The organism is Pseudomonas sp. NFACC14, from assembly GCF_900106885.1.
Taxonomy (GTDB): Bacteria; Pseudomonadota; Gammaproteobacteria; order Pseudomonadales; family Pseudomonadaceae; genus Aquipseudomonas; species Aquipseudomonas fluorescens_AA.
Genome location: NZ_FNOA01000018.1, coordinates 52,072 through 76,000 on the forward strand (window position 1 = coordinate 52,072; position 23,929 = coordinate 76,000).

Sequence of the window (23,929 nt, forward strand, 5' to 3'; positions counted from 1 at the left end):
GATTTACCATAATCGTTTTGATCCTAGAAGGAGGCCCTCATGCAAGGGGCATCGTCACAACAACAATTAAAAACAGCTTCCCTTGGCGTAGCCGATATCGTCTTTTTTGTCGTCGCCGCTGCGGCGCCCCTTGGAGCCACCCTAGGTGTCGCACCAGTCGTTTTCGCGAGTGCGGGTGCCGGCGCACCAGGTGTCTACCTCTTGGCATCCGTAATCCTTCTGTTATTCGCAATTGGTTTTGCAGCGATGAGCAAGCATGTGGTTAGCGCGGGAGGCTTCGCCGCAATGGCTACTAAAGGCCTAGGCACTAACATTGGCAACGCTGCTGCGGGTATTGCTGTGTTTGCCTATGTGGCAATGCTGACAGGCATCTACGGCCAGTTCGCTGGATTCAGCGTGGACACCCTGTCCTCACTCTTCGGGTTAAACGTAGACTGGTGGATCGTTGTGGTTGTAGTGATCGGTGTCATCGCACTGTTTGGCTACCACGACGTCAACATGTCCGCGAAAGTGCTAGGAGTGTTAATGATTCTGGAGGTGCTAATCCTAGTAATCTTCGATATAGCGGTCATCGCGCAGACGGAGGTAACAGACTTTACAGTTAGCACTTTCATCCCGACGTCCTTAGTAACGCCAGGTATCGGTATTGCGCTGATGTTCGCCTTTTGCTGCTTCGTAGGGTTCGAGTCAACGACCATCTATGGAGAAGAAGCGAGTGACCCCTCACGCACCATCCCGATGGCGACCTACGTTTCCATAGGAATTATCGGGGTTTTCTATACCTTCACCATGTGGAGCCTAGGCCTCGCTTACGGGCACATGAATGTACAAAATGCTGCATCGACCAACATGATAAATTTCGTGTTCGACGCAAACACCAAGTTCGTAGGCGAATGGTCTACCAAGATCATGAAGATCCTGGTGCTGACCAGCATCTTCGCAGTTCTGCTCTCCTTTCATAACGCCTTATGTCGATACTCTTTCGCCCTTTCTCGGTCGAAATTTTTGCCTAAAAGCCTTAGTAACGTGCATCCGAAGCATTCCAGCCCTCATATCGCTAGCGTATGCGTAACCTTTGTGAGCCTGCTTATCGTGGGTGTCTTCGCGATTGCCGACGCCGATCCAATCCTGCAGCTATTCATGTGGATGGTCGGCATAGGTACTCTCACCGTTTTGGTACTCCAGACAATCGGTGCGGCTTCTGTCATAGGATTCACAATTAGGACGAGGAAAATTGGTTTCTGGCAAGGAATAGTGGCATCAAGCATTGGTGGCATGGGCTTGGCGGTCGTAGTTTATCTAGCGGTAGCTAATTTTGATGAGCTCACTGGCGCGAAAACAGGCTTAGTCACCCATCTTCCCTGGTTGGTTGTAGTGGCAGCGGTGATTGGGTACCTAAATGGCCTTTGCAAGGCCTCAACGCCTAAAACTGGCAGTGTAGCGCCGCTGAGCGAATAACTAACTGGCTCAATCCAGAGTTGCTTAACCACCTAGGAAAAAAAATGAAACTTTGCTTTTTCAACAACTCACAACTTGGCTTAGTTGAAGGCAATAATGTGATTGATGTAAGCGCCGTCTTAGAGAGCATCGCAACTCCAAGCTATCCACTCCCTTCTTATGACTTGTATATTGCAGCACTGGAGGAGCTGAAGCCTAAGATAAACTCGATAAAACAGAACTCCAAGCATTATAAAACTTCAGAAATTTATTTTCATTCACCTGTTTTGAATCCAGGAAAAATAATTGCGGCGCCAGTAAATTACCTTGCACACCTTAATGAAGCTATTGCAGATACCGCAACCTTTTCAAGAGCTCATGTGAGGGAGATACAAGAAACTGGTTTGTTCCTAAAAGCCACAAGCTCCTTGGTAGGTCAGAACAAAGGAGTCTCGATCAACTTCCCCGAGCGCCGAACAGATCATGAAATTGAACTCGTAGCCATCATTGGCAAGTCCGGCAAAAATATTAGTGCAGACAACGCACTCAGCTATGTCGCGGGATATAGTGTAGGCTTGGATATTACAATCCGTGGGCCAGAGGAGCGCAGCCTACGTAAGTCCCTAGATAGCTATACGGTTCTAGGGCCCTGGCTTGTGACTTCAGATGAAGTCGATACCCCCCATGACCTATCGATGCATCTCACCGTAAACGACGAGGATCGACAGATCGCTAATACCAAAGATCTAATTATGAACGTAGCCGAACTGATCGAATTTGCTTCAAAATTTTACACGCTGGAACCAGGGGATTTGATTTATACCGGCACTCCGCATGGCGTCGGAGAAATTCGCGGTGGCGACGTAGTAAGTGCACATATTGCACAGATCGGCACCCTAACGGTCAGCGTCCGCAACGCACCTTGAGTTTTTTGCAATGACGGGCGTGAATTACAGTTCACCATAGTCTGAATTTACCAAAAATTTACTCTCGACCCAGTAAAGTCAATAAACTCAAATCAAAGATTACCTCAAGCGATAAGCCTTCTAATAGCACAAAAAAACGCGCCCCCTAGAAAAATTTCTAGTCAAGGAGGCGCGCCTGCCCTAAAAGGACACAAGTTAGAGACCGCAATGATTTCTCAACTTACCTGATTTTAATCCTCACTGTAGATAAGTGAAATAATTTCTTTGGTGGTCTCGATGTATCCGTCCACATCTTCATTAGTCATAGGCAAGGTTAAACCAACTTGACCACGATGCACGGGAAAATAACCGCGAGTGGCCATCTCAAGGGCATAAATGTTCATGCTATTTTCATCCACCTTATGCCAATAATCGCGATGTGTTGTAATCGTTTCTCCGAGCTTCTTTGTAAATACATACGCAAAAACGGAAAAAGACCCAAATACGATAAATGGGTATTTTTTCGATTCAGCCCACGAATTTAGCTCACGCTTTATTTTACCAGCCATATCGTTTAGCCGTTGATAAGCGCTTACGTCCATAGCTTCCAGGCATGCTATTCCCGCTGCAGAAGCCAGTGGATGGCCATGGTGTGTACCAGAGATTATTACTTGATTATCTTCGAGCACACGAAAAACTTTTTTACTTCCGCCAACGGCTCCGATTGGCAACCCACCACCAATCATTTTCCCGAGCACAGTCATATCAGGCTTAATATTGTATATACTTTGAAGACCACCGTATGCTGCTCTGAAAGTGATTGTTTCATCTACAATCAACAGTATTCCGAGCTCTTCAGTAAGAGTCCTGAGCTTGTGAACAAAATCTTTATCGAGTTCGACGATGCCACCAGCGCCTGACTGCAGCTCCATGATTAAACATGCAATGTCATCCTTGTTGCCTCGCAAAATTTTCTCGCAAGCATCGAAGTCATTCTGTATGAGAACAACTACGTGCTCGCTTTTATACGAAGGAATACCGTCTGAGTCCGGTAATGATTTAGGATTGAAATCCGGCCCAGGAAAGTTATTTGGGTTTGGGTGTGCGGAGATGGCAAGGTCGTCTGTGAAGCCATGATAGCCCCCCTCGAATTTAGCGATTTTCTTCCGACCAGTATAGCCACGGGCAATACGAATCGCGCTCAGACAAGCCTCGCTTGCCGAGCAGAAAAATTTTATTTGTTCAATCGATTCGACTCTTTCACATAAGTGCCTAGCGAGTTCCAATTCATGATCCGTCGGGTTTCCGAAGGAGAAGCCGTCAGGAAGCAATTTTTGAATAGCCTGGACGATTCCTGGATGGTTATGACCTAACACATTAGTAGAAAAATTATTATTCAGGTCTAATAATTTCCGCCCCTCAATCGTGTGAATGTACTGCGCATCCCCTTTAGCCGCGAAAATTGCGTGTGGGCCATAACCAAAAGTACGTCTACTGAAGCCACCGGGAATTACACTTTTACCGTCGTGGGTTTTAGTTTTCGACAAGTGAAAAGCTTCGGAAAAATTCTTTATAGATTGCTCATAACTAAGCTTCATAACAACTCCAATCCCTCATAAATTAAAAATCAACTAACTATCACTTACCACGCACAACTCTTGCTGCCAGATCCCGACCGACGCCAGGCAAACTTATCTCAATCATCTGACGGATACATTAACAACAAATCGTCGTTGAATTATTTAATTTCGAAAGCCAATATTAAGCAATCTCGCTTTTCATATTAATTGATCGCCTTTGATGATTAATTTTTTAGCAGCGAATTACGCGACATCGATGTTAAAAATCAAATCGCGTATGAAAGCGAATTGACATGCTTCAAAAAAGGGTGTTGGCAAATAATATTGTCCCGCCGCTTGAGAACGGCTTGTAACATCAGCGAAAGATAGTAGTCCCAGAGCATACCGTCGAAGCGTTTGTCGGTTAGGGAACCTTGGTCATCAGGTGTTACGTTTGGAACCGCTAGGTGTTCCAAAAGTATGCAGCAGGGGCTTGCACTGCGTGCAGATGGCGCATAGCCCTTTTTTTTAGAGCAGAGAATTTCATGGAACGTCCATTTTAGAGCCGTGGCCTGAAGCACACCTTCCTTACGCAAAGATTGCATGAATTTTGCATGATCAAGCCAACATCCCCAGAATTGGGCAAGGCAATGGACACCCGAAAGCTACTACTCGCAGTAAGACTAGGCGAAACTCTCCATTTTGGAAAAACAGCAGAAATAGAGAATATTGCACAGTCTGGTTTAAGCGCTCAAATATCCAAGCTCGAAAGTGAACTGGGCTTTAAAATATTCAATCGCGCCAACAGACGAGTGACCCTTACGGAAGCAGGTGACAAGTTTATTAACCAAGCCCGAATGATTCTCGACAATATGGATAATTGTATCGTTGAATGCAAAGAGCTTGCTGAAAGCAACAGGAAGATTTTAAAAATAGGTTTTTTCGCTGATCAAGCATCAGATCATACGCATGGATTATTTTCGCTATTTAAAAAGCTTAACCCTGATATATCGCTAGTATTTCACGAACTCCAAATGACAAATCAAATACAATCCTTGATAAGCGGCAACATCGACGTAGCCCTGATCCGCCTGCCCACTTATGATGAGAGACTGGAGTACGTAGATCTTTTTGAAGAATCGCGCGTTGCGGTAGTTCCTTACAATAGCGACTTGGCGGAATGTTCAAGTCTATCAGTTAAGGATCTTTTGGATAAACCGTTTGCAATTCCTGCTGATGGAGCCCCTGCAGACCTTATAGCGTACTGGAGTCTTGCCGATATCAGAAACGAGCCTAGTCGCGTTGCAGCTAGGGTAAGAACGATTCCAGAAGTGTTGACCGCAGTTGCATACAGTGGAGCGTACGATACGTTCCCCACTTCGCTCAGCAAAGTGTGCAGGCATCCGGGAGTTAAGTACATACCATTGACTGATGCATCTTCCAACACAATGTCTCTAACAACCTTATATGGGAACCGAACCCCTGCTGTCAGAGCGTTACGAAGCTGCGCGGCACATGCATTAGGAATAAACATTTAAATTCTATAAATCTAACAAGCCCTCCTCGAGAGGGCTTTTTTATACCCACTTTTATTTACTTTTCATAAAATAATGACTTCAACACTCTTCCATGCAAGAAAAGCCCGCGAATACTTAATCACTGATCTCCAATCGTGATTGATCGATCAGTGCGCGCTCATTGATAACCTACCCTACCCAGCTGATTATCGACCTGTCGGTTTCAAGCATGCAACGTGAGCAGATAAGAACAACGCAGACACTGCAAAGTTATCTACCACGTTGGAATAACAGGCGGAGCTAAGAATCTGCCGTAAACAACCAGGTAAAGGGTAGTCTCATGAATTCCTTTGAAAAACTCATCCAGGCTGATCATCGCCACCTGATTCACCCCCACCTCCCAAGCAATCAAATGCAGCGCACAATTTTCTCCCGTGGCAAAGGCTGTAAGCTGTGGGACGTTCAAGGGCGCGAGTATCTGGACGCAACAGGTGGTCTGTGGCTCGCACAGATTGGCCATGGTCGCGAGGAAATGGCTGAAGCTGCAGCTAAGCAAATGAAGCAGCTTGAATACTTCACTTGCTTTTGGGACTTTTCAAACGAGCGGGCAATTGAGCTAGCAGAGAAGCTTGCGAGCCTGACGCCTGATGGCTTGGACATGAGCTTTTTTACCAGCGGAGGCTCAGAGGGTGATGACGCAGCAATCAAAACTGCTCGCTATTACCACAATATGAAGGGCGAACCAAACCGCACCTGGATTCTTTCTCGAAATCACGCATATCACGGTATGGCGTATGGTGGAGGTACCGCCACCGGTTTCCCGGAAATGCGAGCGGGTACCGGCCCTGGCTTGCCGAACGTCGCTTACTTGTCGCAGCCAAGCGCGTACCGCACTTACTACTACGATGGGCAAGACCCAACCGACTTCTGCGTGGCAGAGCTCGAAAAAACGATCTCGTCGATTGGCGCAAATAACATCGCCGCTATGATCGCTGAGCCAATTATGGGCGTAGGGGGAATGGTGATCCCACCAGCGGATTATTGGCCCCGTATGTCAGCCGTTTTGAAGAAGCATGGAATTCTGCTGATCTTCGACGAGGTCGTAACCGGTTTCGGTCGTTCGGGCAGTTGGTTTGCTGCTCAAAAATTTGGTGTGACCCCGGACATCATGGTTACGGCTAAAGGTATCTCGAGTGGCTATATCCCGCTCGGGGCGGTCGTGATGAGCAAAGAAATTGCAGACACCGTCCGTGATGGGCATGGATACCCTGTGGGCTACACCTACAGTGGGCACCCCGTGGCGTGTGCTGTTGCCTTGGAAAACTTGCGGATTCTCGAAGATGAAAAGCTGATTGATCGCTCAAACGAAATGGGCGCCTATTTCGCAGATCAGTTCAGCGTACTGCGCGACAACCCATGCGTGGGTGAAGTGCGGCAATCTGGCATGGGCATAGGGATTGAGCTAGTTACGGATAAAGAATCCCGCCAACCGCTTCCAGATGCCGCAATGATTCTTCCAGATATCATCCGGGAAGAAACAGGAGTGATTGTGCGAATCACCAGTTCTACCAACCTATGCATGTCGCCCCCCTTGACAATGTCTAGAGACGAGGCGGACAGAGTTGTTGAAGCCGTCTGCACTGTCTTGGCTCGAGTCAAGCCTGACGGCACCGTTTGAAAATAAGCGAGGGCTTAGAACCCTAAGCCCTCAAACTGCCCCTTATATAAAAATATGATAGGCCGCTAACAGGCCGCCTCACATTTTCACACCGAAAAACACCTATTAACAATAATGGTGAAGAAAATGATTTTACTGAATATCTCCTGCCAAAATTTAGGTTTTCTGATCATAGGAAACTGGATTCACCGGCTTAAGCAAGGCATACGAAGCCGAAATATTATTCTAAAGACAGTAAGCGGACTTTAGCGCCACCTAGCACCATTGGCGCGCCTGTGAAGTGCGACGGCTAAATTTTGAGCAGAGGTCAATATGCAAATCGAAGAACAAAAACATAATTTAAAATCAAACTCCTTAGGAGTTTCAGATATTGTTTTTTTTGTAGTGGCAGCTGCCGCGCCATTGGGAGCAACGCTAAGCGCAGCACCAGCCGTTTTTGCAGTAGGCGGCGCGGGCGCGCCTGCGATTTATCTTTGCGCTTCCTTAATACTCCTCTTGTTCGCTATTGGCTTTGCCGCGATGAGCAAGTATGTCGTGAGCGCAGGTGGCTTCGCTGAGCTTGTCAAAGTAGGTATCGGACGGGTCGCGGGCAATGCAGCATCAGGCGTAGCGTTAGTCGCATATACATGCATGCTAATCGGAATTTATGGAGCATTTGCAGCTTTTAATTCCGAGCTTATCTTGAGCTACACAGGAATAGCTGTAAGTTGGCAAGTCAGCATCATAATTGCAGTAGCATTAGTGGCAGTATTTGGCTACCTGGACGTAGGTATTTCGGCGAAATTGTTGGGTATCTTAATGATCTTGGAAGTTTTCATCCTAGTGATATTTGACGCCGCCGTGCTTTGGCATACATCTGTATCGGAAATGAATTTCGGTACCCTGCTCCCCCAGAATATAAATTTATCTGGTATCGGTGTTGCCCTAATGTTCGCATTCGCGTGCTTTGTCGGATTCGAGTCCACCACCATTTACGGAGAGGAAGCAAAAAACCCAAGTAAAACCATCCCTTTGGCCACGTATATATCAATCGGACTTATTGGTGTTTTTTATACATTAACAACATGGTGTGTAGGCCTCGCCTATTCAGGTGAAGATGTTCAGAGCGCAGCAGGCGCAGACTTGGTCAACTTCGTGTTCAATGCAAATACAAAGTTTGTAGGCGCATGGTCTACTGCTTTGATGCAGCTACTTGCTGTAACGAGCTTATTCGCAGTGTTGCTGTCTTTCCACAATGCACTCTGCAGATATTTTTTCTCGCTTGCCCGAAGCCAATTTCTATTTAAGGCAATGGAGCGAGTCCACATCAAACATAATAGCCCACACATCGCGAGCGCTACACTTACCTTCATCACAGCGGCGTTGATTGGTGCTTTTATGATTGCCCAGGCAGATCCTATCAAGCACCTGTACATGTGGATGGTTGCTGTTGGAACCTTTGGCATTTTGATTCTCCAGACTTTGGGCGCATTTGCCGTCATCGCTTACTTTAGGAAAACGAAGCAGGGATACTTTTGGCAAGGGCTGGTTGCGCCGTCACTTGGAGGTATAGGTTTAAGCGTCGCAGCGTATTTAGCCGTCACAAATTTTGCCGAACTAAGTGGTGCAAACTCAGGTCTAGCAAGCTACCTTCCTTGGCTAATACCAATTGCCGCGTGTTTGGGGATTCTGAACGGAACCCGCAAACGGACGTATCTAGGCATTGATCAAAAAAGCGCAATAATTTAATGAAAAAAACTGGAAGTGGCTAGCCCACTTCCTTTTTATTCGCAAGCACAAATTATGTATGCATTAGCCCATCCTAAAGACTGTTCACCTCCACAAACTTTCGTAACAAGCGTAAAAACTCTTCGCTATCCTCCTTCCCCATTTTAGCGAAAACAGAATACTTAACAGCTGCTACCCCAGGCATTAGCTGCTTAAGATAATCTTCGCCAGCTTCGGTAAGCGATAGTTTACGCTGTCGACGCGGTAGTATTTCACGCAATAACCATCCCTTATCTTCCAGCCTTGATGCTATACCCGCAGTAGTAGTTGGATCTAAGGCAATCTTCTGCGCTAGAGAAAGTTGATCCATACCAGGACTGTCATGTACTGCCCGCAGGGCGGCGTACTGAACAGGTGTGACTCCCCTTCCAAAACGATCATGAAAATTTGCAACCGAGATCTGGTGCGCTCGTCGGATCAAGTATCCGGGATGGCTATAGAGATCGCTTTCGAGCGTAGGGCTAAGCTCATCATCTGAAAGCTGCATTTCCTAACCTTTTGTTTTTAATCAATTTTCCATTACGCCCAAAGCTATTTTGTTAAATGCCTGGGCAGTTTTTGAACAAATTGTACTATACGAAAAACTTTGCTAGCCAACCAGTCAATTAGTATACTGATTGTCAATCAGTGTACTAATCGTCGCTGGTAGTTTCACCGCAGCCATTCCGTCCGAGCGCATCTCGATGACGGGCTGGCTGCCACGGTCGATCCATAAAAATAAGATATCTGGAGGTCACAATGTCCGACATTGAGCAACCCAAACCTACCTTCCCGCTGAATGCTTGGTACGTCGCTACATGGGACTATGAGCTTGAGCATAAGCTGTCACCTAGGCAGATCTGCGGGCAGCGTGTGGTTCTTTATCGGCAAAAAGATGGCGTGCCTGTTGCCCTAGAAGACGCGTGTTGGCACCGGCTTTTGCCACTCTCATCCGGTACTTTGATTAATGACGAGGTGCGCTGCGGATATCATGGATTGGTTTATAACAATCAGGGTCGATGCACCCACATGCCGTCTCAAGAAACGCTGAACCCGGCAGCATGCGTAAAAACATACCCCTTGGTAGAAAAGCATCGGTTCGTTTGGATCTGGATGGGCGAAGCATCCAAAGCGGATGCTTCACTTATCCCTGACCTTCACCAGAATGAACATGAAGAATGGGCCGGTGACGGCGGTTATACAGACTTGAATTGTAATTATCAGCTGCTCATCGATAACCTGATGGATCTCACGCACGAAACTTTTGTTCATGGTAATAGCATCGGTAATGATGCGGTTGCGGAAGCTCCTTTCAGCCTTAAGCACAGTGATAAAGACGTCAAGCTCACCCGGTGGATGCTGGACATTGATGCGCCGCCGTTCTTCAGAAAACAGCTTGGGAAGCCGGGCAATGTGGATAGATGGCAGTTAATCACCTTCCAATCCCCTTCTACAGTGACGATTGATGTTGGTGTGGCGCCTACTGGCACCGGTGCGCCCCAAGGGGATCGCAGTCAGGGAATCACGGGCTTTGTCCTGCACTGCGTCACCCCTGTTACCGAGAATACTTGCCGTTACTTCTGGGCGTTCCTAAGAAACTACAACCTTAGCTCGCAGCGTTTGACAACAGAATGGCGCGAGGCAGTACGCGGTATTTTTGCAGAAGATAAAGCAGTTTTGGAACTTCAACAGCTTGCAGTTGAGCGCTATCCAGAACGAGAGTTTTACTTTCTGAATATTGATACTGGTGCAATGTGGGCCCGAAAGCTGATCGAAAAGCAGGTAGATGCGGAATACATCAAATCGCATCAAAAAAATATACCACTCCGCCAAGTAGGCATTTAAACGTCTAAAAAATCACTACTTGAGGATAGAATAATGCACCTGTATGAAACCGTGATAAAAGAAATCGACGACTCCTACCTAGACGTGAAAATTTTTCACCTCTTGTTTAATGTCACTCTGCCTCCATTTGAACCTGGAAGCCATATTGATGTAAAAGTGCACGTAGGAGACCGAGTAGAAATACGCTCATACTCCGTAGTTAAAGTATTAGATGAAACCACACTGGCAATCGCTGTACGACGCTTGGTAAATAGTCGAGGCGGATCGGAGTACATGCATTCTCTATCCGTAGGAAACCGACTTGAGTGCACGCTTCCTGCAAACCATTTTCAACTGTCTCTACAAGCATCAGAATACCTACTCATCGCCGGAGGCATAGGTGTCACTCCTATTATCGGCATGGCGCGCCTGTTAAAGAAGTGCTTGCTACCATTTCGCTTTATTTACCTTGGCCGTTCGCGAAGGTCGATGCCGTTCATCAAGGAAATGGAGAGCGAATTTCCGGAGGAGCTAAGCGTTTTTGCCGATAACGAATCTGGCCAGGCGGACTTCGGTAAGCTTATCGCACCATTGCATTCCAACGGTGAAGCATACATGTGCGGCCCAGTACCAATGATGGAAGCAATAAGGAAATCATGGAATCTGGATCAGCGAAAAGCTGAGAGAATTCGGTTCGAAACATTCGGTGGCGCGGGCATTAAACCATCAGAGTTATTCAGAGTAGTTGTCCCGTCAAGAGGACTCGACATCGAGGTTCCTGCCAATAAAACACTGCTTGACGTTCTGAATGAACAAGGTGCAGAACCTTTATTCAGCTGCCTTCGAGGCGAGTGCGGTGTGTGCTTAGTCGACATTGTTACTCTTGAAGGTGAGCTTGATCATCGCGACGTCTTTTTAAGCTCGCGCCAGAAAGATGATAACAAGCAATTATGCGCATGTGTTTCACGGGCAACTGGCAGCATCACGCTTGAGCTTCCGTAATATATGAGACGGCCTAAACCGTGCGCTGTCTAATCGTCGGTTTAGGCTCCTTATTAATAATTCGAGTATTGAAATAATATCTACACATCAATCTGCTAACGTTGTACAGAACTCACCCAAGTGAAGGCGTCCCACGGATTGGCACTTTTGTAGCCTTACGTAACGCTTCGAGCAGATCTAGCACAACACTTTGCGGGTGAGACTCATCGCGCCAGCACATGCCAACCGAGCCTTCGGCATCCAACTCAAAGTTGAGCGCGTGCAGCAGGCCACGCCCTGTAAAATGAGAAGCGACCCGCCCCGATGCGATTGAAAGCAGATCGCTGTTCTGCATGAGCCAAAGGTTAGCCATAAGCGACGAGGACTCTATCCTGCAGGGCAATGGCTTTAACCCGGCACTGCTTAGTGCCAAGTCAAGGCGACTGCGAATGGGTGTCCCTTGAGGCCACAATAACCAGTCATATTGATATAGGTCGCTCCAACTCAGTGCGGAACGACCGATCAGCGGGTGGTCAGGCCTCGCGACAACTCTCATTGGCTCCCGAAAGAGCATCTCACTGTTTAACGTGGTGCGAGGCGCGTAGCTGTCTACGCGGCCAACGACGATATCCAGCATCCCTTGTTCCAGGCGCTCAAGCAGAACGTTCATCGTTCCCTCCTGAAGGGATACCTGGGCGCGTGGATGCAACTCTAAGAAATACATAATTGCGTCGGGGACAAGACTAGGTGCGGATGCCGGCGAGGTACCGATAGAAACCGTTACTGTGTTGCCTTCCTGCATTGCATTGAGGTTGATCTGTGCACGATCCATCTCATTGATGATTCGACGCGCGTGGTCGACCAGGAGTTGACCCTGTGCCGTAGGACTCACTCCCCTGGCATGCCGGATAAAGAGAATAGATCCTGCGTCCTCCTCCAAATCTTTAAGCCATTTTGAAAGCCCGGGCTGGGTCGTATGAGCCATACGTGCGGTGTCGCTGAGGCTTCCTGTTTCGGCAAGCCTTACCAGCAATTCGAGATGCCGGGTTCGTAAACGACGCGTCCAATCCACGATATCACCTATACCAAAATTCGTATTGATACATCTCAAAATATCATTATTCAAGAATGGCTCATAGCCTATTTAATCGGAGCATACGGTTGCATAGCGTAGCGAATGCATACCGAACACAGCCGCACGCTAAAGGTGAAACGATGAATAACAATGACAACATCGAAAGTTCACGCGCTAACTTTTATAAGCGCATCGATACGCAGTCCCTTTTCCCGCTATGGGAGCAATTACACAATTTGGTGCCTCGGCAGCCAGCGTCACAATGCATACCTGCTCTCTGGCGTTACAAAGAATTACGGCCTCACCTCATGGAGGCTGGTCAACTCATCACCGCTGAAGAGGCTGTACGACGCGTTCTTGTGCTAGAGAATCCAGGAATCCGTGGGCAAGCATCTATTACGCCAAGCTTGTATGCAGGCCTACAGCTGATTCTTCCTGGTGAGATCGCTCCAAGCCATAGACATACCCAATCCGCCCTTCGCTTTGTAGTTGAGGGACGAGGAGCATTCACAGCCGTCGATGGTGAACGAACCACAATGGAACCGGGCGATTTCATCATTACCCCATCGTGGACTTGGCATGACCATGGTAATCCCAGCGAAGCAGACGGTGGCGAACCCGTCATTTGGCTGGATGGCCTGGATATTCCTACCGTACGTTTCTTTGGTGCAGGTTTCGCAGAAAATTACCCTGAACCGGTACAACCCATTTCTCGCCCAGAGGGAAATAGCCTGGCGCGGTACGGCGCCAACATGCTGCCGGTACGACACGAAAGTCAGTGCAAGACCTCGCCAATTTTCAACTACCCATATGCCCGTACACGTGAAGCATTGGACACTTTGCTACGCCAAGAAGAGGTAGACGAATGGGATGGCGTGAAGCTGCGCTACGTCAACCCGGTTACTGGCGGATGGGCAATGCCCACTATTGGTACTTTTATGCAGCTACTCCCTCGCGGCTTTACCGGCAAGACTTACCGGACAACTGACGCGACAGTGTTTTCTGTTGTGGAAGGCACTGGCCGCGTGGTCATTGCAGGCCAGACGTTAGCTTTCGAATCGAAGGACGTCTTCGTAGTGCCTAGCTGGGCAGCGGTAAGCCTGCACGCAGATGAAGACTGTGTGTTGTTCAGCTACTCGGATCGTCCTGTGCAAGAAGCACTGGGCCTGCTGCGCGAATCCCGCGAAAACTAAGTCACTGAGGAAATTCCAAATGGATTACGTCGTTGCTCCCCAAGAAACCGCCAGCCTTCCAATCATTGGAAGTGAGGCACGCTTTCCAGTACGCAGGGTCTACTGCGTAGGCCGTAACTATGCGGCGCATGCACGTGAGATGGGTTTTGACCCAGACCGCGAACCACCGTTCTTCTTTTGCAAACCTTCCGATGCTGTGGTTCCTGTAAAGCAAGGCGAGACTCTGGAACTTCAATATCCAGCGCAAACCAACAACTACCATTTCGAAATCGAGTTGGTCGTCGCTATCGGTAAAGGTGGTCGGGATATTACCGCCGCCCAAGCAAATGAGCATGTGTGGGGGTATGCGGTAGGCCTAGACATGACCCGTCGCGACCTGCAGATGAAAATGCGCGAAATGGGTCGTCCATGGGAGATAGGCAAAGCTTTCGACGCATCGGCGCCAATCGCTCCACTCTATCCGGCGAGCAGTCACGGCCATCCAACTAGCGCTGATATTTGGTTGCAAGTCGACGGCGTCGACAAACAGCGCAGCAACATAGACAAATTAATTTGGGCAGTCCCTGAAACAATTGAGTACCTGTCGCGCTTTTTCGAGTTGCAGCCTGGTGACCTCATCATGACAGGTACGCCTGAAGGCGTAGGGCCGGTGGTCGCTGGAGAACTTATGACTGGCGGCATTGAAGGCTTGGGCGAAATCAATGTTCGAGTGATTTAACAGCGATTTCACATTGAATACTCGCCTCAACAATCCAGCCGCTGTGTGAGCAGCGGCTCGGAGGATCATCATGACTTCCACAGATAATAATAAAAGCGTGGATGTACAGGCGTTTATCGACTGCCATCCCATTGCCCGGCTGCAATGGCTTGTGGTCGGCCTGTGTTTCCTGGTTACCGCCATCGACGGCCTTGATACAGCCGCTATTGGTTTTATTGCGCCCACTTTAAGAGAAGAGTGGCAAGTCAGCGCAGCCAGTTTAAGCCCTGTACTAGGCGCCGCACTGGTAGGTTTGATGCTAGGTGCTTTCGCTGCCGGGCCGTTGGCGGATCGATTCGGGCGCAAGCGGATACTGTTGTACTCAGTTGCCTGCTTTGGGATGTTCAGTTTGCTGGCGGCTTTTTCAACTGATTTGGAGATGCTGGCTCTTTTCCGATTGCTCACCGGGCTTGGATTGGGTGGCGCCATGCCTAACGCAATAACGCTCACATCAGAATATTGTCCTCAAAGAAAGCGCTCCTTGATGGTAACCACAATGTTCTGTGGGTTCACCCTAGGTTCCGCGCTTGGTGGATTAGTCGCAGCTCAATTGGTACCTATGTTTGGATGGCGTAGCGTCCTGTTAGTAGGCGGTGCATTGCCACTTTGTATTTTACCCCTACTTATATGGCTACTACCCGAATCACCCCGCTTTCTGTTGTTGCGTGATTCAAATCGCGAGCAAATTTCGAAAATCCTTACACGAATTGGCACATTGCCAACTAACTGGAATGGATGCTTTAGCAATAATCATGACGAGCCGGATCTGTTCGAGAAGTCTCCTCTTCGATTACTGGTGAGCCGCTCTTTTCGCTTAGGTACGTTTGCGCTGTGGTTATCGTTTTTTATGAGCTTACTCATAATTTACATGATGACCAACTGGCTGCCTCTTTTAATAAAAGACACAGGTCTTTCGTTAAGCCACGCGGCAATTGTAAGTGCGATGTTCCAAGTCGGCGGAACCGTGGGGGCGATATGCCTGGGCGGCGCGATGGATAAATTTGAACCACATCGAGTTCTGATTATTGCGTATGTGACAGGAGCGGCATGCCTGTATGGCATAGGACACTTTCATTCAAATTACAGCCTATTGGTTCTATGCGTCGCAGGCATGGGCTTCTGTATCAGCGGCTCGCAAGTTGGGGCCAACGCATTAGCAGCGTCCTATTACCCCACCGCTAGTCGTGCGACCGGAGTGAGTTGGGCTCACGGCGTGGGTCGTATCGGCTCGGTGTGTGGGACGTTCGGTGGCGGCTATATGTTTAGTTTAGGTATGGGCATCAGCCAGATATTCGCCTTATTAATGATACCGGCCCTAATCGCGGCGCTCGCCATTTTTATAAAAGGGACTCGCGCTAAAAACAACGTAAGCCCTACCTCCCCTGCCCTTGTATAAATCGGAATTCTTTATGCACCTCTATAGCTTTTTTAACAGTTCAACTTCGTACCGAGTTCGCATTGCCATGGCGCTAAAGGGCCTTGCGCACCAATACCATGCCGTCAATTTGCGTAGCGGGGAACAAAAGACTGACCAGCATCGCGAGTTGAGCCCGATTGGGGGCGTCCCTGTTTTGGTTGACGAAAATGGTTTTCACTTAACACAGTCGATGGCCATTATCGATTATTTGGACACTCTTCATCCTGAACAACGGCTTATCCCAAGCGAGCCCGTCATTCGCGCTCGAGTGCTAGAACTCGCCAATCTCATCGCCTGCGATATACATCCCGTTAATAACTTGCGAATTTTGGGTTATTTGCAGAACAACCTGGGTATTAGCGTCAAACAAAAGGAAGACTGGTATGCCCACTGGGTTAAAGAAGGTTTTGTAGCAGTCGAAGAGTTTCTGCGTCGCAACGATCAAGGGCCGTTCTGCTTCGGCGCGTCCCCCACCGTCGCTGACTGCTGCCTCATACCGCAGGTTGCCAACGCCGAACGCATGGGCTGCGACCTTACGGCTTATCCATTGATACAGCAGGTATATCGGCACTGCATAGCGCTGCCGGCTTTCAAGCAAGCAGCGCCTGATCAACAACCAGACTTCATCCAATAACGAATCGACCGGCTCTTACCTGTCGTCAATTGAACTCGGAGAAACCAAATGACTGTCCAACGAAAACAAAAAGTCATTATCGTGGGAGGTGGGATCGGTGGTCTTGCAGCCGCCCAGGCCCTCACCCAGCAAGGGATCGAAGTTTTGCTGCTTGAGCAGGCTAGTCAGATTGGCGAAATCGGCGCGGGCATTCAACTCGGCCCTAACGCCTATTCGGCCTTGGATGCCCTAGGTGTGGGAGAGGCCGCTCGCAGTCGCTCGGTGTTCACTGATCACTTGATCATGATGGATGCAATTGATGCGGAAGAAGTAGCACGAATTGAAGTAGGTGATCGCTTCCGTAAGCGCTTCGGAAACCCCTATGGTGTCATCCATCGAGCGGATATCCATCTTTCAATTCTTGAAGGCGTTGAAAAGAACAATTTAATCCGTTTCCAAACTTCGACTCGTATCGTTTCTATAGATACAACTGAAGACGGCGTCACCCTTATTGATTGCGACGGGAATAGCTACGAGGCAGATGCCGTTATCGGATGCGACGGCGTTAAATCTATCGTCAGAGAGGTGCTGGTAGGCGATGAGGCTCGGGTTACAGGTCATGTGGTGTACAGAGCCGTTGTCGATGTCGAAGACATGCCTGTGGATCTCAGAGTGAACGCGCCAATGCTATGGGCGGGGCCACGCTGCCACCTTGTGCACTATCCATTGCGAGGCGGTCAACAGTACAACCTGGTTGTGACATTCCACAGCAACAAGGAAGAACAATGGGGTGTAAGTGATGGTAGTCAAGAGGAAGTGCTGTCCTATTTCGAAGGCATCCATGAGCGCCCTCGACAAATGCTGAATTGCCCTAAGTCTTGGCGCCGATGGGCTACTGCTGACCGAGATCCCGTCGACAAGTGGGGTGAAGGGCGGGCAACCATCCTGGGCGATGCAGCGCACCCTATGACACAGTACCTCGCACAAGGCGCGTGTATGGCGCTTGAGGACGCAGTAGTTCTAGGACAAGCGGTCAAAGCATGCAACCACGATTTAACTGCAGCATTTAGATTATATGAGTCTGTCCGTATCCCACGTACTGCTCGAGTTCTTTGGTCGGCGCGAGAAATGGGACGACTCTACCATGCTAAGGGAGTCGAACGACTTGTTCGAAATCAGCTTTGGGACGGCCGTAGCCAGGATCAATTCTACGATGCTCTGCAATGGTTGTATGGCTGGAATGTAGAAAACTGCTTAAATAGTTAAATTGCTCGTTTCAGTCCTCACGTCCTCGATTGTTAGGTATTTGCTTTCGAAGGTCAGGCTTTACAACACTCTGAGCGTAACGAACAGGGGCATAGCATAACTATGCCCCGTCTTCATCAACTGCATATTACTTTCTAGGATATATCCAGCAACCTTAAGTTATAAACTGTTGCCCCAAGTGCAAGGCAAGCGTCCAATAATATAATGTTGTCACCTAGCCTGGCTGTCGCGATTTATTTGAAAAAAACGTTTGGCAACCATCAATTCTACTCGTACCGGCTAAGTCAACGCGGTGTCGATGCAAAGCGGAGCTTCGGCCCACGCTTCATATGATTCAAAAAAGGGCCTGCCAAGTTGGTGAGGTCAGGTCTTGAATATCACCTATCCTCGCTCTACCCGGCGCCGATGTTCATCTGATCCGAGCAAATCACCTGAATATCCCCTAGCCGAAGACCGGCCTCAGAGGCGATTCTGCTCCGCATCATTCGGCTCTCTGTCAGTGGATTTACGCAATCAACGATGACCGTGTGCCCTAGCAGAGGATTACTCAGCGAAAGCTGGTTAGCTACCATGTGATCACAGCGTCCGCCATCTCGCGCAAGCGTGCCGGAGTGTCGAATCGCTTGCTCAGTCGTATCGATAGCTAGGTAGAGGGCACCGGTCTTAGCGATCAGCTCTTTCGCGACAATGGTTTTCCGGTGCCAGGAAACCGCTGAATATGGCAAGAATTTGTTCTACGATTAATGAATTAAATCTGAGTCCCGACTGGTTATGGTTGACGCTAGAGCCGTCCTGCCCGCTGCATAGAGATCCGGCATATAGTGACGAACGAATGCGTTTGAAATAGCCTAGAGATAGAGTTTGAGTAAATCGGCGGGATCATACGAAGGACACCCCATGCCCTTGGGCCTGGCTTTGTCAAATCCAAATGCTCAAGGTTCAGAAGGGGAATGTATGCCTCGACGACCCGAGCCAGATGGTCTTCAGGAGCGAGTTCGTCCAGAGAGAGTGAAACAACCCGCTCTGGAAGCGGATCTCTTTCACCTTGAATAGTGCATAAAAAATGCCCCTACCTTGCGATACGGGCATTTTCTTTGATCGGCCAGCAGATTGCTAGGTTTTCAAACAGCCTGATAAGACGGCGATTTACTCACCACATTACACCTTATTAAAAAGGATATGGACGAGGCGCAGATTGGACTGTAACCCACTGGGTCGTCGTGAACTCCTCGATTGCCCAGTCACCATTGAATCGGCCTAGCCCTGAATTTTTCTCACCACCGAACGGGATATTGGCTTCATCTGCTACCGGAATATCATTCACATGAGCCATGCCGGAGTGGATACGGCGAGCGAACTGGACACCGCGCTCAGCGCTGCCGGAAAACACCGAAGCAGACAACCCGAAGCACGTGTCATTAGCCAAGGTTAAAGCATGCTCTGAGTCTTTAGCACGCATTACAGCGGCAATAGGCCCAAAGATTTCTTCTCTCGCAAGTTCCATCCCAGGTTCGACATCGACAAATACATGGGGTGCGAAGACGAGCCCATAGGATTCACCAGCATAACGAAGCGTTGCACCTTCGCGCTTAGCAAGCTCCACTTTCTTTACCAGACTATCAAATTGTTTTTGGTTGATAACCGGCCCGAGAGCAGTTTGCGGATTTTTTGGATCGCCCGTGCGAATGTTTTGTACACGTTCCACGAAAAGAGCCACAAAATCGTCATAAATTGAATCTTCAACAATAATTCGATTTACCGACATACAGATCTGGCCCTGGTGCAAAAACTTCCCCACCACGGCTGCATGGACAGCGACCTCTAAATCCGCGTCTTCAAGCACTACGAAGGGGTTGTTACCGCCCAATTCAAGCGCAACGTGTTTAAGATGTTCGCCGCTGCCAGCCTGTACTGCGATGTTTTGACCGATAGGAGTTGAACCAGTAAACGATATGAACGACGGGATTGGATGCTGTACAAAAGCATCACCAATTTCCGAACCCGCGCCAACGATCACATTCAGAACACCAGGTGGTAAGCCAGCTTCCTCGAAAACTTTCGCTAACAAAAGCCCACCTGTCACAGGGGTGTCACTGGCCGGCTTGACAACAACAGCATTCCCTAACGCAATTGCAGGAGCGATAGATCGTTGAGTTAGGTGGAGGGGAAAGTTCCAAGGACTGATGACACCCACAACACCAATGGGACGGCGATATACGCGACTTTCTTTGTCTGCTACATTTGTCTCGACAATGCGCCCGTGAACACGGTTTGGAAAAGACGCAGCTTCGAGGGTAATTCCCTTCGCTGCTGACAATTCAAACTCTGCCTTGACCACCGTACCACCCGTTTCTCGGATGATCCAATCAATTAGCTCGTCATGTCTTTCGTCAAAAATTTGTGCAACTTTGAGTAATACTGCAGCCCGGGCTGCAGGGCCGACAGCAGCCCACTTTATTTGTGCCTTCCGAGCTGCCTCGAATACTTCATCCAAGTCAGACCTGTCAGCTAATGGAATCTCAACAAGCGATTGCTGGGTGAACGGATCAATTACAGACAGTAAACGACCGGAGTTTCCTTTTCTCCAAGTGCCCGCGAGAGGCTGCAAATGGAAGTCTGTATAAGCCTGGGATTTTTTCATTATTTTGCTCCAACAGCCTTTAGCTTGATCAAATATGATACCGAACATTAAGGCACTGGCATGCCTTAATCAGCAAAGTAGTTTTTACTGCAAACTGCCAAGTGAAATATAAAAAGCCTTATCCTGCTTACAATATCAATCGACCAGCTCGCCTCATTAACTCTCATTTTAAGTTTAACACTCCCACTGGCTCAGATTGTCTGATCAAATCCCGTTAATATACAACCCTCCTTTTATGATGAATCGATCACATCCAGTGATTGATTAGTTTGGACAGATCACGAATTGTTTAGTGATTTTGAGCACAAGCAGCCTTGCAGGAAGCGAGTGGCTAGCAACCATTGCAACACCTATCTATTCCTACGCATGCGTAAGCGTTTCCGACTCACTAATAGATCGCAAATGGCGATCAACCAATCACCAAGCAAGCGTTGTGATCAGATCTCTTACCTAAAACAATCACCAAGCAGGGAAAGCGCGGAAAACCTATAAAAATCGACCACCGCACCACCGCATAGCTTTTACAAGATCACCTTCTGCCCAAAAAATCTCACAAGAAAGGAGCAGGATCATGCTGAATAGATCTTTACCAACCAAAAACACTCTCATTGCAGTAGCTCTGTCCGTAGCCCTTCCGGCTCACGCCTATGAGATTTACAACGTAAATGAGACCGTCTTAAATGCGAATCTAGAAGCTGTGTTTGCGGCAATGCATAGCGACGAGAATTACGCGGTATTTGGAAATCGCAGCTCAGGAAGTTCGAGTTGGCGGGAGGGATACATCAAATACGGTCTCAGCGGTACTCAAGGCCTGGGGGGCAACGGCAGCCTGTATGGTGCTTTTAGTCTTCTAAGCTCGGGAACATGGGGAGACGGGGATGCCGCTGGCTTCACAGAAGGTTCAGAACGAAGAACAGCGGTAGAAGACGCATATCTTGGTTGGAAGTCTGGAGATCTATTTCCAACCTTGGGGACGAACGGTATTGATATATCGGCTGGCCGGCAGAAGATTGTCATCGGCGATGGATTTTTGATCAACGGAGACGCACTTAATCTGGGCGACGTTGATCTCGGGCAAAATTTCGACCGGGGCGGTGCCTATTATCTTGCAGCACGAAAAACATTCGACCAGACCGCCGTCCTGCGAATCGGTGGGGATAGCGGATGGCGTAGCGATCTGATGTACTTGGGCTCAAATAATCATGCTCAGGCTGACACAAAGCTGGCTGCAGCGAATCTGGAACATGTGGACGAGCTAGGAACGCTGGGGCTGACCTATCTTCATGGGCTGGACGTTAACAAAAGATTTGCAACCCTTGCTCAATTGGAACGCGACGGAATGGATACAGTGAGCCTGCGAGGCAACGGCTCCTTGGGAGTCAAAAATCTGAATCTCGCGTTCGAATATGCGACTCAAGACCGAAGCAGTGGTCGCGAGAACGCGTGGTATTTTGAAAGCAGCTGGACATTTGCCGATGTACCTTGGACGCCAACTGCGACGTATCGTTACAGTCGGTTCTCTGAAGATTTCGACCCGCTGTTTTACGGTCTCAGTCGAGGCTATGGCACCTGGTTTCAAGGCGAGGTTGCAAGCAATTATGCGGGCCCTTTCAACACAAACACTAAGGTTCATCATGTAGGTCTCAAAGCGAAGCCACGTGAAGACCTAACGGTGGGCGCACTGTTCTTTGACTTCAATCCCATCAATAAGAACACGACCAATTATGGTGGGCATGAGCTAGACGTTTACATGGAGTGGATGATCAACGAGCACTTCATGATCAGCCCTCTCATCGGATTATACACACCTGACAAAAGCGCCGGTCAGGGCGGCCTGCAGCTAGGCAGTAACGATACCAATACCTACGTACAACTCATTGTTGGCACATTCTTCTAACACTGTCCTCACTCGCAGCTCATGGCGAATATGAGCTGCGAGCCAGAGTAAGCCTGCTCTTCCATCAGGTTATTGCGAACTCATTCTCATAAATCGTGTTTTGGGGACTCTCTATGGCTAACGCCCGTCTCTCTATCCAACAACGAGTCACGCTCCTGGTTGGAATTTGCTTACTGCTGATTGTCGGCGGATTGACTGCACTATCCCTGTTTAAGTCAGCCATTAATACTTCGCTTGTTAAAGAGCGGAGTACAGAAGCTCTCGGCAGGGTTGCTGAGCAGCGGCTGCTAGCAGAAGGCATGCTGCAAAGCCAGACGGTCAAAAGCCACCTATTGGCTAGCTACGAGTTAGGTCGGAATTTTGCAGTTGAGGTAGCAAATCTTCGCCTACTCGCCCATCGTGAAGGTCTAGAGCCCTCATTGATAAGAGGCGAGCTTGCTGACCTGTTGAATAAGCGTCTTTCGACCAACTCTCAGTTGCTGAGCATGTTTCTTATTTTTGAGCCGAACGCTCTAGATGGGGTAGATGCGCAGTTCTTGAACCAACAACGTTTCAGTAGTAATGAACAAGGGCGCTTTTCACTGTACTCGTCGCAAGCGGACGGCAAACTGACGTCCAAACCCACCCCAGAAGCGACCATCACCGATCAAACTCCAGGACTGGACGGCAGTCCTTTCAGCACGTGGTACGACTGTCCCAAGGCAACAGCAAAACCTTGTCTGTTATCACCATATTTCGACGATGCATCAGGACAACGTACGTTGATTACCACGCTCTCATTTCCAATAATGGAAAACGGTAAAGTCATTGGCGTAGCAGGAATGGATATCAGCCTAGGGAAGCTGCAAGAGATTGTTGAAATCGCCAATAAGTCACTTTACGAGGGTGCTGGTTCGATTAGTATCCTGACGCCTACGGGACTGCTGGCGGGCTATAGCGCAGACGCAAGCAAGCTCGGGCAAAACCTGGAAGAGACCGACGATAAGAACAGTCAAACCTTACTGACAAAGCTAAAACATGGAGATCGGCTTGTTGAATCCCGCCAAGGCACGCTCACCTCTTTAATTCCAATGCAGCCCATACCTGACTCGGCCTTTTGGGGCATTTTACTCAGCGCTCCCGAAACAAAAGTTCTCGCCCCGGCCATCGCCCTTCAGCAGGAACTGGACGTAAAAAGCTCCGACAATGCGAAATCCGAATTGGTATTTGGTCTTCTCGCGGCTTTGGCTGGATTGATTTTGGTCTGGTCGACAGCACGAGGGGTAACTCGTCCTATTCTGGGCGTGGCTTCGATGCTCAAAGACATAGCAGGCGGAGGCGGCGATTTGACCAAACGCTTGCATTATAACCGCCAGGACGAGCTGGGAGAACTGTCTAGCTGGTTCAACCGTTTTCTAGACATTCTTCAGCCTCTGATAGCAGA

Annotated in this window: 18 protein-coding genes and 2 pseudogenes; 14 read left to right on the forward strand and 6 right to left on the reverse strand. The window is 48.7% G+C overall.

Going from position 1 to position 23,929, the window contains the following annotated elements; all coding sequences use genetic code 11:
- Positions 1 to 39: 39 nt before the first annotated feature.
- Both BLU85_RS22645 and BLU85_RS22650 read left to right on the forward strand, forming a co-directional pair.
- Positions 40 to 1,458, forward strand: a complete 1,419-nt coding sequence (locus BLU85_RS22645) for an APC family permease (RefSeq protein ID WP_092204605.1) — start codon at positions 40 to 42, stop codon at positions 1,456 to 1,458.
- A 44-nt stretch (positions 1,459 to 1,502) separates the two neighbouring features.
- The gene (locus BLU85_RS22650) at positions 1,503 to 2,363 is read left to right on the forward strand and encodes a fumarylacetoacetate hydrolase family protein (protein WP_092204606.1); all 861 of its coding nucleotides are present in this window, start codon (positions 1,503 to 1,505) and stop codon (positions 2,361 to 2,363) included.
- 230 nt (positions 2,364 to 2,593) lie between these two features.
- Here BLU85_RS22650 and BLU85_RS22655 read toward each other — a convergent pair whose 3' ends face one another.
- Entirely contained in the window at positions 2,594 to 3,940 is a 1,347-nt protein-coding gene (locus tag BLU85_RS22655; RefSeq protein WP_092204607.1) for an aspartate aminotransferase family protein, read from the reverse strand.
- A gap of 248 nt (positions 3,941 to 4,188) precedes the next feature.
- Complete coding sequence (locus tag BLU85_RS30780; protein ID WP_139208035.1) at positions 4,189 to 4,506, reverse strand: hypothetical protein; 318 nt, start codon at positions 4,504 to 4,506, stop codon at positions 4,189 to 4,191.
- A gap of 9 nt (positions 4,507 to 4,515) precedes the next feature.
- Here BLU85_RS30780 and BLU85_RS22660 point away from each other — a divergent pair, with 9 nt between their 5' ends.
- From BLU85_RS22660 to BLU85_RS22670, 3 genes are all read left to right on the forward strand, one after another.
- Complete coding sequence (locus BLU85_RS22660; protein WP_092204608.1) at positions 4,516 to 5,439, forward strand: LysR family transcriptional regulator; 924 nt, start codon at positions 4,516 to 4,518, stop codon at positions 5,437 to 5,439.
- A gap of 319 nt (positions 5,440 to 5,758) precedes the next feature.
- Positions 5,759 to 7,096: an aminotransferase family protein gene (locus BLU85_RS22665; protein WP_092204609.1), complete on the forward strand. Its 1,338-nt coding sequence runs from the start codon at positions 5,759 to 5,761 to the stop codon at positions 7,094 to 7,096.
- A gap of 312 nt (positions 7,097 to 7,408) precedes the next feature.
- Positions 7,409 to 8,824: an APC family permease gene (locus BLU85_RS22670; protein WP_092204610.1), complete on the forward strand. Its 1,416-nt coding sequence runs from the start codon at positions 7,409 to 7,411 to the stop codon at positions 8,822 to 8,824.
- 73 nt (positions 8,825 to 8,897) lie between these two features.
- Here BLU85_RS22670 and BLU85_RS22675 read toward each other — a convergent pair whose 3' ends face one another.
- Positions 8,898 to 9,350, reverse strand: a complete 453-nt coding sequence (locus BLU85_RS22675) for a MarR family winged helix-turn-helix transcriptional regulator (protein ID WP_092204611.1) — start codon at positions 9,348 to 9,350, stop codon at positions 8,898 to 8,900.
- 251 nt (positions 9,351 to 9,601) lie between these two features.
- Here BLU85_RS22675 and BLU85_RS22680 point away from each other — a divergent pair, with 251 nt between their 5' ends.
- Both BLU85_RS22680 and BLU85_RS22685 read left to right on the forward strand, forming a co-directional pair.
- Positions 9,602 to 10,687: an aromatic ring-hydroxylating dioxygenase subunit alpha gene (locus tag BLU85_RS22680; RefSeq protein WP_092204612.1), complete on the forward strand. Its 1,086-nt coding sequence runs from the start codon at positions 9,602 to 9,604 to the stop codon at positions 10,685 to 10,687.
- Positions 10,688 to 10,720: 33 nt separating this feature from the next.
- Positions 10,721 to 11,668, forward strand: coding sequence for a PDR/VanB family oxidoreductase (locus tag BLU85_RS22685; RefSeq protein WP_092204613.1), 948 nt, complete (start codon positions 10,721 to 10,723; stop codon positions 11,666 to 11,668).
- A 112-nt stretch (positions 11,669 to 11,780) separates the two neighbouring features.
- On the opposite strand, the gene BLU85_RS22690 is transcribed toward BLU85_RS22685, so the two are convergent.
- Positions 11,781 to 12,719 carry a LysR substrate-binding domain-containing protein gene (locus BLU85_RS22690; RefSeq protein WP_092204665.1) on the reverse strand — a complete coding sequence of 313 codons (939 nt, stop codon included), beginning with the start codon at positions 12,717 to 12,719 and terminating at the stop codon, positions 11,781 to 11,783.
- Positions 12,720 to 12,862: 143 nt separating this feature from the next.
- Here BLU85_RS22690 and gtdA point away from each other — a divergent pair, with 143 nt between their 5' ends.
- The 5 genes from gtdA to BLU85_RS22715 all read left to right on the forward strand — a co-directional run bounded on the left by gtdA (position 12,863) and on the right by BLU85_RS22715 (position 17,968).
- Positions 12,863 to 13,915 (forward strand): gentisate 1,2-dioxygenase, encoded by a 1,053-nt coding sequence (gene gtdA, locus BLU85_RS22695; protein WP_092204614.1) that lies wholly within the window; start codon positions 12,863 to 12,865, stop codon positions 13,913 to 13,915.
- 19 nt (positions 13,916 to 13,934) lie between these two features.
- Positions 13,935 to 14,633 carry a fumarylacetoacetate hydrolase family protein gene (locus BLU85_RS22700; protein ID WP_092204615.1) on the forward strand — a complete coding sequence of 233 codons (699 nt, stop codon included), beginning with the start codon at positions 13,935 to 13,937 and terminating at the stop codon, positions 14,631 to 14,633.
- 70 nt (positions 14,634 to 14,703) lie between these two features.
- A complete protein-coding gene (locus BLU85_RS22705; protein WP_092204616.1) occupies positions 14,704 to 16,068 on the forward strand; it encodes an MFS transporter in 1,365 nt (454 codons plus the stop codon).
- Positions 16,069 to 16,081: 13 nt separating this feature from the next.
- Positions 16,082 to 16,723, forward strand: a complete 642-nt coding sequence (maiA, locus tag BLU85_RS22710; RefSeq protein WP_092204617.1) for a maleylacetoacetate isomerase — start codon at positions 16,082 to 16,084, stop codon at positions 16,721 to 16,723.
- 48 nt (positions 16,724 to 16,771) lie between these two features.
- Positions 16,772 to 17,968 (forward strand): 3-hydroxybenzoate 6-monooxygenase, encoded by a 1,197-nt coding sequence (locus tag BLU85_RS22715; protein ID WP_092204618.1) that lies wholly within the window; start codon positions 16,772 to 16,774, stop codon positions 17,966 to 17,968.
- A gap of 822 nt (positions 17,969 to 18,790) precedes the next feature.
- Here BLU85_RS22715 and BLU85_RS22725 read toward each other — a convergent pair.
- Positions 18,791 to 19,019: pseudogene (locus tag BLU85_RS22725) on the reverse strand (IS5/IS1182 family transposase); the annotation flags it as partial.
- A 117-nt stretch (positions 19,020 to 19,136) separates the two neighbouring features.
- Entirely contained in the window at positions 19,137 to 20,609 is a 1,473-nt protein-coding gene (locus BLU85_RS22730; RefSeq protein WP_092204619.1) for an aldehyde dehydrogenase family protein, read from the reverse strand.
- Positions 20,610 to 21,180: 571 nt separating this feature from the next.
- Here BLU85_RS22730 and BLU85_RS22735 point away from each other — a divergent pair.
- On the forward strand, positions 21,181 to 22,506 hold the full coding sequence (locus BLU85_RS22735) for an alginate export family protein (protein WP_092204620.1): 1,326 nt from the start codon (positions 21,181 to 21,183) through the stop codon (positions 22,504 to 22,506).
- 299 nt (positions 22,507 to 22,805) lie between these two features.
- Positions 22,806 to 23,900: pseudogene (locus BLU85_RS31840) on the forward strand (HAMP domain-containing protein); the annotation flags it as partial.
- Positions 23,901 to 23,929: the final 29 nt, after the last annotated feature.